At 57.7% G+C, this 9,347-nt stretch carries 9 protein-coding genes and 1 pseudogene; 1 reads left to right on the top strand and 9 read right to left on the bottom strand.

All coding sequences use genetic code 11. From position 1 onward, the window contains the following. Positions 1-460 precede the first annotated feature (460 nt). A complete protein-coding gene (locus DW49_RS0120800) occupies positions 461-832 on the top strand; it encodes a rhodanese-like domain-containing protein (RefSeq protein WP_003378607.1) in 372 nt (123 codons plus the stop codon). Between the two features lie 43 nt (positions 833-875). Here DW49_RS0120800 and DW49_RS0120795 read toward each other — a convergent pair whose 3' ends face one another. The 9 genes and pseudogenes from DW49_RS0120795 to DW49_RS1000000132360 all read right to left on the bottom strand — a co-directional run. Next, on the bottom strand, positions 876-1,706 hold the full coding sequence (locus DW49_RS0120795; protein ID WP_005617007.1) for a transglutaminase family protein: 831 nt from the start codon (positions 1,704-1,706) through the stop codon (positions 876-878). Then, positions 1,703-2,662 (bottom strand): alpha-E domain-containing protein, encoded by a 960-nt coding sequence (locus DW49_RS0120790; RefSeq protein ID WP_003378609.1) that lies wholly within the window; start codon positions 2,660-2,662, stop codon positions 1,703-1,705. The genes DW49_RS0120795 and DW49_RS0120790 overlap by 4 nt, the downstream gene beginning before the upstream one ends. A 12-nt stretch (positions 2,663-2,674) precedes the next feature. Beyond that, entirely contained in the window at positions 2,675-4,084 is a 1,410-nt protein-coding gene (locus DW49_RS0120785; protein WP_005617003.1) for a circularly permuted type 2 ATP-grasp protein, read from the bottom strand. 508 nt (positions 4,085-4,592) lie between these two features. After that, positions 4,593-4,934: a ribonuclease E inhibitor RraB gene (locus DW49_RS0120775; protein ID WP_005617305.1), complete on the bottom strand. Its 342-nt coding sequence runs from the start codon at positions 4,932-4,934 to the stop codon at positions 4,593-4,595. Between the two features lie 246 nt (positions 4,935-5,180). Continuing rightward, the gene (locus DW49_RS0120770; protein ID WP_005617001.1) at positions 5,181-5,417 is read right to left on the bottom strand and encodes a hypothetical protein; all 237 of its coding nucleotides are present in this window, start codon (positions 5,415-5,417) and stop codon (positions 5,181-5,183) included. Positions 5,418-5,607: 190 nt separating this feature from the next. Beyond that, positions 5,608-7,695 carry an LTA synthase family protein gene (locus tag DW49_RS0120765; RefSeq protein ID WP_024419624.1) on the bottom strand — a complete coding sequence of 696 codons (2,088 nt, stop codon included), beginning with the start codon at positions 7,693-7,695 and terminating at the stop codon, positions 5,608-5,610. Positions 7,696-7,958: 263 nt separating this feature from the next. Further along, positions 7,959-8,819, bottom strand: coding sequence for a polyamine aminopropyltransferase (gene speE / locus DW49_RS0120760; protein WP_005616996.1), 861 nt, complete (start codon positions 8,817-8,819; stop codon positions 7,959-7,961). A 198-nt stretch (positions 8,820-9,017) separates the two neighbouring features. Further along, positions 9,018-9,209, bottom strand: coding sequence for a PLDc N-terminal domain-containing protein (locus DW49_RS0120755; RefSeq protein ID WP_002552853.1), 192 nt, complete (start codon positions 9,207-9,209; stop codon positions 9,018-9,020). Positions 9,210-9,258: 49 nt separating this feature from the next. Then, positions 9,259-9,347, bottom strand: a pseudogene (locus DW49_RS1000000132360) (IS5/IS1182 family transposase); the annotation flags it as partial.

The raw sequence follows: 9,347 nt of genomic DNA, 5'->3' as shown, positions 1-9,347 counted from the left end.
TATTTCGAAAACAGTACACTAGCAGAGGCCTGCGCATCCGCTGTCTTGATCACTAATAACATTCCGAATTAAAAATCAAGATAGACATGCCTAACAGTTCTATACCGAAGGGCACCTCGGCTCTATGGTTAGATCTGTAACAGGGAGCGTGCAAAATCCATTCAGCGCTCGGGTCAGCGGTCAGATGACCGGACCCGCCTGTTCACTGCTTCACCTAGCCAGCAGTCCAATCCCTGCGCTGGATTCGACGTGCTTCTGTCGCTCAGGAATAACAACAAAAGGCGGTCAGCCATGTTCAAGTTCAAACACTCGAAAGTACGTCAGGCGGTATGGATCCTTTTCACCACCACATTGTTATTGATCGTGCCGAATCTGAACAGGTTATTCGGCTGACTCGATGCACTTTCGAACAGTGTGTAACTGTGCCACTTTTTCCACTCGCATTGAAGGAGACGGGCGTATGCGCCAATGGATTGCTGTATTTGCACTGGTCGGCAGCGTCGCTGCACAGGCGGGTGTGGTGGATCAGGCTGCGGCCGTGTCGGCATTGAAAGAAGGCAAGCTGGCGATGGATGTTCGCAGCCAGACCGATTACGAGGCTGGCACGGTCTTGAATGCCGTGCGGGTCGATGAAAGGCGTCTGGTCAATCAGATGAAGCAGGTGCTCAACGACCGAAACGCGGTGTTTGTCATCTTCAGCAGCACTGACAGCAAAGCTGACAAGGCTCAGGAAAAGCTCAGGGCTGCGGGTTACTTCAGCGTCATTAATGGCGGCAATTACGAAGAGTTGCACAACGCGCTCTACGACATCACCGACGACCCTGCAGAATAAGCAACAGCCGGGCTTTCCCGCCCGGCCATGACCACTTGCTGACTCACTGATGCTGCGTCTGAACCTGCACTCGGCTTTTCACCTTGGGCGTACCGGTCATGGGCGAGACCACCACCTTGGCGTGCATCTGTTCCGATCCGCCGCCACGGCGCATGCCGCGTACCGGACAGGCATCCAGATAATCCAGCCCTACCGCGAGTTTCAAATGGCGCTCGGGAATGGCCAACTGGTTAGTCACATCGAAGCTGTACCACGCATCGTCAATCCACGCTTCGGCCCAGGCATGACTGGACAGGTGTTCGCTGTCTTCGCTGCACAGGTAGCCGGACACATAGCGTGCAGGCACCCCGAGGCTGCGCGCGCAGGCCAGAAAAGCGTGGGTATGGTCCTGACAGACCCCAGAGCGCCCGGCAAACGCCTGAGCGGCGCTGGTGTCGACCTCGGTTGCGCCCTGCGTGTAGGTCATGTGCTGATTGAGCGCCTGCATCAAATCGATCAAGGCAGTACGGTCAGTACGCTTGCGACATTCCTTGGCGGCGAAACTGCGAATCGCTTCGTCAGGTTCGGTCAACCGGGTGACGCGCAAGAACGGCAGCGCTGACTGGCTTTCGTGCTCGGCCTCGCGGGTCTCGTCGATTTCCACCTGCCCACGCGCGCCGATGATGATCGCCTCGTGCGGTTCTTCAAGGCTCAGGACGTGCAGGATGTTGCCGAATGGATCGATCTGCGCACGCACCGGGCGTGGCAGCGTCAACTGCCAACTGAGCACTTGCTGACGCTCGCTGTCATGAGGCGTCAAGCGCAGGTACTGGATACTGGAACGCACCTGATCATCATAGTGATAGGTGGTTTCGTGGCTTATAGAGAGTCTCATGCAGCCTCCAGGTACGAAGTGTGGATCGCATCACCCAGTTGGGCCAGCATTGGAATGAATTCGTTCAACCACTCGTGCAGGCCTTCATCCAGGATCTCGTCGATACTGGTGTAGCGCAATCGTGCATCCATCTCGGCCGCCATGCGCTGCGCGGGTCGGCCGTTGACGCCGGGAAGACTGGCGAGAATGACGTCCATCTCTTCCAGACAGGCGCGCAACGAACGCGGAATATCGGCACGCAGCAACAGCAGTTCGGCCACCTGACGCGCGCCCGGCGCATCCCGATAAACTTCAGTGTATGCCTCGAATGACGACAGTGCGCGCAACAAGGCGCTCCACTGGTAGTAACCTGCTGCCGAGTTGTCTGCGGCAGCGTTGGCCTGCGGCCCGCGCAGTTCGAGCATTTCGTAGCGCGCGTCGAGCATGCGCATGGTGTTGTCGGCGCGCTCGATGAAGGTTCCAAGACGAATGAAACGGAACGCATCGTTGCGCATGATGGTGCCGTAGGTTGCGCCGCGAAACAGGTGCGAGCGCTCTTTGACCCACTCGCAGAAGCGACTCATGCCGTAGCGGGTCAGGCCCTGCTGGGCGATACCGCGAATTTCCAGCCAGGTGGAGTTGATGTTCTCCCACATGTCTGCAGTGATACGACCGCGTACCGCGTGCGCGCTGGCCCGTGCGGCCCCCAGGCAGCTGTAGATGCTGGCCGGGTTGGTCGCGTCCAGAGCGAAGAAATGCAGCATGCGCTCGGCATGCAGCTCACCATGACGCTCGATGTAGGTTTCCAGCGTTCCGGTAATCAGCAACGGCATGGCTATTTCATCCAGCCCGTCGCCACGCCCGTCCTGGGGCATCAACGACAGCGAATAGCTTACGTCCAGCATTCGGGCGAGGTTCTCCGCTCGCTCCAGGTAACGCGACATCCAGAAAAGATCCGAGGCAGTTCTACTTAACATTGGCAGGCATCCTTAATCCTCGACCACCCAGGTGTCTTTGGTTCCGCCACCCTGAGACGAATTCACCACCAGTGAGCCTTCACGCAAGGCCACTCGGGTAAGCCCGCCAGGAACAACGCGGGTTTCGCGTCCGGACAGAACAAAGGGGCGTAAATCAATATGTCGCGGGGCGATACCGTTCTCGACAAACGTCGGACAGGTCGACAGGCACAACGTGGGTTGGGCGATGTACGCATGTGGCTTGGCTTTCAGCCGTGCGCGGAACGCTTCGATTTCAGCGGCGGTCGCTGCCGGGCCGACCAGCATGCCGTAGCCGCCGGAGCCCTGGGTTTCCTTGACAACCAGGTCACCGAGGTTGGCCAGCACATGGGACAGCTCTTCGGGCTTGCGGCACTGCCAGGTCGGCACGTTCTTGAGAATCGGCTCTTCGTCCAGGTAGAAACGAATCATGTCAGTGACATACGGGTAAACCGATTTGTCATCCGCAACACCGGTGCCGATGGCATTGGCCAGCACCACATTGCCGGAGCGATAGGCCGCCAGCAGGCCAGGAACGCCCAGCATCGAATCAGGGTTGAACGCCAGCGGATCGAGAAACGCGTCGTCGAGGCGGCGGTAGATGACATCGACAGCCTTGGGACCATCGGTGGTGCGCATGAACACTCGGTCATCGCGGACAAACAGATCGGCACCTTCAACCAGCTCGACACCCATTTCGCGAGCCAGAAACGCGTGTTCGAAAAAGGCGCTGTTGAAACGCCCCGGCGTGAGGACCACAACGCTCGGGTTGTCCAGGTGGCTTGAACTCTTGAGCGTGTCGAGCAGCAGATTCGGGTAGTGATCGATCGGTGCAATGCGTTGTGCCGAGAACAGCTCGGGGAACAGACGCATCATCATCTTGCGGTCTTCGAGCATGTAGCTCACGCCACTCGGGGTGCGCAGGTTGTCTTCCAGCACGTAATACGTGCCATCACCGTCGCGAACCAGATCGACACCGGACACATGTGAATACAAATCACGGTGCAGGTTCAGGCCCTGCATCGCCAGTTGATATTGCTCGTTGGCAAGCACCTGTTCGGCAGGAATGATCCCGGCCTTGATGATGCGCTGGTCGTGATAGAGATCGGCCAGAAACATGTTCAGCGCCTTGACGCGCTGAATGCAGCCACGCTCGACAATCCGCCACTCGCTGGCAGGAATGCTGCGCGGAATGGTGTCGAAAGGAATAAGCCGCTCGGTCCCCTGTTCATCGCCATACAGCGTGAACGTAATGCCCGCGCGGTGAAACAGCAGATCGGCTTCGCGCCTGCGTTGAGCCAAAAGCTCGGGAGGCGTGTCACCCAGCCAGCGGGCAAACTCCCGATAGTGCGGGCGAACTACACCGCCAGCGTCGTACATCTCGTCATAAAAGGTGCGGATCATGCCGTACTCCTTGTCACCATGGACACCAAGACCATCGCAAAGCCCGTGCCACCGGCATAAACGCCTAAATATCAGTAAGTTAGGTAAATACTCAACGCCCTGCGCACCATTCCTGTGCACTAAACGCCCAAGTCGATTCTTTTACGCTTCATTCAGAAGCGTCATTCAACCGTGAAATCTATGATCAGCATAGTCAGAGTTGATTTCCGCCAACGATATTAGTTCGCCATACTCACCAGCAACCGAGCAAACAGGGCACCAAACGCCGCTTTTTGCCTCACGCATCATTTTGCAGAACCGGCGATATTCGCCTGCCGGATTTAAACAGACTTCCCTTTGAGCCACTCGTTTGAGTGGCTTTTTTTTGACCACTGTTCACGACACTGCTCGTATTACTGCCCGAAGACGGGGCCTGGCACATCGAACACCACGAGCAGAAACAAAACCGGCCGATCCGGAAAGTCATCCCGAATCAGCCGGCAATGTGTTGCTTCCCGATCAGGAAACATCAAGCGTGCAGTCTTCTGATCTCCTGAGTGACGCCCCAGCCTTCCACTTCACCGTCCATGGGTGAAATTACCATCTGAAAGTCCTGTTCGAAATCACCGATACCGTCGTAAGTGGCATACATCACTTTGCTCAGTTGCAGGTGCCAGGCACCGTCATCACGTACGTTTATCTGGGTATTGAGGGATTCGCCGCGAAATTGCTCTGCAGCCTGCCGTGCCCGTTCCTCGTCCGGGAAAATGGCGTAGAACTCGATGGGATAGATTCGCGCGAAATCGAAACCGCCTTCTTTCATGCGGCGCAGTACGTTACTGCTGATGTCCTCTTGATAGGCTGTGCTCATGAAACGTCCTCCTATGCAACGATAGATAGAGTTTCAACTCTTCCAGAGCGACCACCGGATCGGAGGCCGCCGCACGACAGATAATCCGGCGTGGGGAATCAAGCATGTAGCTGACCAGACCGGGCCTGCGCGCAGGCCGGGAATCGAGAGGTCAGAGGCCGGTTGAACGACCTCATCTGCAGAGTAGCCCTATCGCGGACCGGATGCCAAGTGATTGCCACGAAAAGGTTTTTGATCGATGAACGATCAGCTCATTTCTGTGATGGAAATGATCTGCACGCTGTTATGGTCCTTGAGTGTCTTCACGGTAGGCTCGTCGGTACGCCCGTCCAGGTCGTTGAGGTCCAGCTCATCAGTGACCGGATACAGGTCCTTGCGCAGAAGACGTGCAACCTCTTCATCGCTGGGACGCTCTGCAAAACCGGCCTCAAGGCGCTGCTGCACACCATCCTTGTCCAGGTACAAAATGGCCCACTGTTTCATCAATGCCTCCAGAACGAAGCCAGGCACTCTGGCTTATGTGATAAGGACCTTTTGAGCCGCGCATTCGTTCCACCTGATTCGTGTCACACGGCCAGCACTGGCGCATGAAAAAGGCCCTCGCAGCGGATGCCGAGGGCCTTTGTCTGTTGCGTGACCCGACTCGCCGGTTGCCCGGACGAGTCGGTCTTCGTCAGTTGCGGTTCTTGCTGGCCTCGACACCGGCCGTGTTGTCCAGAAGGCTCTTGGTCGCCGTCTGCAGGAAGCTTTCGAGCTTGCGCTTGAGCTCCTGTGTGTCGGGCGCATCGGGCACTTCTTCGGCAGACGGTTTGGCACCCAGCGTGTAGGTCAGCAGCTTGGCGGGCATTTCCGTCGGTTCTATGAGAATGCGGTTGCCACTGATAATGGCGACCACCTGCTCACTGCCCGACGGCTTGATCACGCCAAAGCCCTTGTCGCCTTCCGGCAGGTTCAGCAGGTCGCGTCCCCAGCACTGGTTGCGGTTAAGACCACCCAGACGGCCCATGATGGTGGGCACGACATCGACCTGCGTACCGACGATGCTGCTGCGCTGGCCGAACTTCTCCTGCACACCAGGACCGATCAGCAGCAACGGCACGTTGAAGCGCCCCAGGTCCATTTCGGTCAGTTGCTTGTCGTTACCGAAGCCATGATCGCCCAGCACCACAAACAGGGTGTTTTTGAAGTAAGGCTCTTTTTTGGCCTTCTCGAAGAACTGGCCCAGCGCCCAGTCGGCGTAACGCATGGCGGTCAAATGCTCATCCAGCGAACCATGCCCGGTCACACGTTCGACCGGCAGAGGGTCCGGCAGTGCGTACGGTGTGTGGTTGGACAGGGTTTGCAGCAGCGCATAGAACGGCTTGCCGTCCTGCCGGGCTTTGAGTTCCTGTGCGCCACGGTCGAACATGTCCTGGTCGGAAACACCCCAGGTCGGGTCCGAGAACACCGGATTGACGAAGTCTTCGCGACCGACAAAGTTGGTCATGCCCTGGTTACTGAAGAAACCCGACTGGTTGTCCCAGGCAAAGTTGCCGTTATAGACGTAGACGTCATCGTAGTTACGACCGGTGCTCAGCAGCTGTGGCAGGCCCGACAGCTTGTGGCTACCCTCCGGCGTCTGCATCAGGTATTCGAAACCCGGCAGGTTCGGGAAGCATGCCATGGTGGCAAACATGCCCTGGTGGGTGTGGGTGCCGTTGGAGAAGAAGTGGTCGAACAGCAGACCTTCTTTGGATAGCTTGTCGAAATACGGCGTGATGTTGGCATCGTTGCCCAGCGCACCGACCGAGTGGCCAGCGAAGCTTTCCATCAGGATCACGACCACGTTGCGAATCGGCAGCGTGTTTTCCACTGGCGGCGTGAAGTCACGGCGCACGGCAGCAATGTCAGACTCGACCAGCTTGTCGTGAGGCGTCAGCAGCATGTCGCGTACAGTCTGCTGAGCATCCGCCTGCGGCAGGGTGGCTTTCCAGATGTTGTCGCGATCTTCGGACATACGGCTCTTGGCCGCAGTGATCAGGGTCAACGTGCCATTAAGGCCCAGCTGGTTGGCGAAATTGGAATCGGTGGTGTACGCATCACCCCAGCGCAGCGGCGGGCCCTGACGCAGGGTGCCACGGATGCAGACGACCATGACCAGCAAGACCAGAACGAAAACACCCAGGCGCATGTACCACGGCGCAAAGCTGCTGACATTGTGGGTGCCCGTCGTCGTAACGTGGCGTGGCCGTGTCAGACGGTCGATGCCCTTGAACACCAGGCTCAACAGCCAGGTCACGATGGCCCAGGCGAGCAGGTAACGCACCACCGGAAAGCCGTACCAGAGCATGCTCAGAACGGTCTTCGGGTCTTCCTTGACGTACTGGAACACCAGGCCGTTCAGGCGCTGGTGAAACTCACGGTAGAAGTCCATTTCCATCAGGCCGAAGAACAGCGTGATGCTGCCGACCAGCGTGAGCCAGAACCGGAAGAACCCGCGCGCCGCCATGGCCCGGGCGCTGAACAGCGACAGCACCAGTGGAATGAGCAGGTACACGGTCAGGCGCAGGTCGAAACGCGTGCCATTGAACAGCGCTTCGAGGAAGGTCGAGGCTGGCGTATCGCCAATCATCTCGCGGTTGTAGACCAGCAGACCGATACGCAACAAGGTGTACATCACCATCAGCGCGAAACCGCTGAGCAGGATGTAAGCCAGATGCGATTTGACAGTCGGGTTTTGCAGGCGGGCTTGCCGATGAAGCTGGGCGTCCGTTTTGGCCATGGTTGTCAGGATCCGGTGGATTCAGAAAATAGGTTCGAGAGTGCAGCACCGCCCTGTTCTCGGACCGGGCGGCGTGCAGCAGGGCGCAGATATTACTAGATTGCGGGTCGCCTTGGGGCCAGGTAGCCGGTGAAGGCGCAGACCGTTCAGTTTCGCGCGCAATTCTGGGACAGGAATTGTGAAATTTCTGTCGCCAGCCACGTGCCTCAGAGCGCGTGTGGCAACGTTTCAGGCCATTAGGCCTGAAACGTCTCGACTGTCTGTCAGTCGTTGCTGGCCTTGTTCACAGCGTGCAGCACGTACTGTGGCAGGGCGAACGCGCCAATATGAACTTTCGGGTTGTAATAGCGCGTAACAATACCGCTGCCCGAGAAGCGCTGACGCAGGGTTTCCAGCGGCAGTTTGCGATAGCTCTTGTCGGTCGCGCCCCACGCAAAAGTCATTGCCCCACCGATGTAGGTCGGGATGGCCGCCTGATAGAAATGCCAATCGGCAAACAGACCGTTCATGCGCCCGGCCGTGGTTTGCACGCCGCTCAACTGCATGAAAGGCGTGCCGTTCTGGGTGACAAGAATGCCGCCCTCGTTAAGGCAGCGGTGGCAGGCCTGATAGAAGTTTTCCGAGAACAGGACTTCACCCGGACCGATCGGGTCGGTGGAGTCGGAAATGATCACGTCGAATTTTTCTTCGGTGGTCGCTACAAAGCGCATGCCATCGTCGATGACCAGGTTCAGACGCGAATCATCAAAAGCGCCACTGGAGTGATTGGGCAGGAACTCCTTGCACATCTCGACCACCGTGGCGTCGATCTCGACCATGGTGATGTGCTCGACGGTCAGGTGCTTGGCGACTTCGCGCAGCATGCCGCCATCGCCGCCGCCAATGATCAGTACACGTTTGGCAGCACCATGAGCCAGAATCGGCACGTGAGTGAGCATCTCGTGATAGATGAACTCATCCGCTTCGGTGGTCTGGATCACACCATCCAGCGCCATGACCCGGCCCATACGCGGGTTCTGGAAGATAACCAGATGCTGGTGCTCGGTGCGTACTTCGTGCAACATTTTTTCCATACGAAAGCGCTGGCCGTAGCCTTCATACAACGTTTCCTGATAATCGCTCATGGGTAAGCTCCCGCTGGGTACTGATGACAGGACGGCCGACCGCCCACAACAAAGGCGCGCATTCTACGTCGAGGAACATGACAGGTCGAACCTCTCTGCAGCCAACCGCCCTCGCCCGCGAGGCAAACACCCTGCCCCTAAAACAAAAAACGCCTGATTACCCAAGTAATCAAGCGTTCATGGCAGCCCGGTGACGTATCAGATACGCACGTTGCCACGCGGTCCGAGGATCGCCCAGATGATCAGGCCAACGACCGGCAACAGCACGATCAGCAGCACCCAGAGAATTTTCTTGCCGGTCTCTGCGCCGCTCTTCAAGACGTTGATAATGGCCCAGATATCGAGCGCGAGAATAATCAGGCCGACAAGGCCGTTGAAGCTGGAACCCATGGTATTGCCCCTAAAATGAATGCTTACCTTGCTAGGGTCTGTTCCCGTTTCACATTGGTAGCCACAGAAAAGCGCAGGCCATTGCTATGACGCTTTCATAGTTTCTCTTGAGTTTGTCAAATCGAGAAGCCACCGCCC

The sequence above is a fragment of the Pseudomonas avellanae BPIC 631 genome, from assembly GCF_000444135.1.
GTDB classification, from domain to species: Bacteria; Pseudomonadota; Gammaproteobacteria; order Pseudomonadales; family Pseudomonadaceae; genus Aquipseudomonas; species Aquipseudomonas avellanae.
Note: the sequence above shows the minus strand (reverse complement) of the source record. Positions and strands in the feature narration are given on the sequence as shown.

Coding starts and splice junctions, on each gene's coding strand:
- speE (WP_005616996.1), bottom strand. CDS start 8,819: ATGAGCGATTATCAGGAAACGTTGTATGAAGGCTACGGCCAGCGCTTT.
- DW49_RS0120755 (WP_002552853.1), bottom strand. CDS start 9,209: ATGGGTTCCAGCTTCAACGGCCTTGTCGGCCTGATTATTCTCGCGCTC.
- DW49_RS0120790 (WP_003378609.1), bottom strand. CDS start 2,662: ATGTTAAGTAGAACTGCCTCGGATCTTTTCTGGATGTCGCGTTACCTG.
- DW49_RS0120775 (WP_005617305.1), bottom strand. CDS start 4,934: ATGAGCACAGCCTATCAAGAGGACATCAGCAGTAACGTACTGCGCCGC.
- DW49_RS0120800 (WP_003378607.1), top strand. CDS start 461: ATGCGCCAATGGATTGCTGTATTTGCACTGGTCGGCAGCGTCGCTGCA.
- DW49_RS0120795 (WP_005617007.1), bottom strand. CDS start 1,706: ATGAGACTCTCTATAAGCCACGAAACCACCTATCACTATGATGATCAG.
- DW49_RS0120770 (WP_005617001.1), bottom strand. CDS start 5,417: ATGAAACAGTGGGCCATTTTGTACCTGGACAAGGATGGTGTGCAGCAG.
- DW49_RS0120785 (WP_005617003.1), bottom strand. CDS start 4,084: ATGATCCGCACCTTTTATGACGAGATGTACGACGCTGGCGGTGTAGTT.
- DW49_RS0120765 (WP_024419624.1), bottom strand. CDS start 7,695: ATGGCCAAAACGGACGCCCAGCTTCATCGGCAAGCCCGCCTGCAAAAC.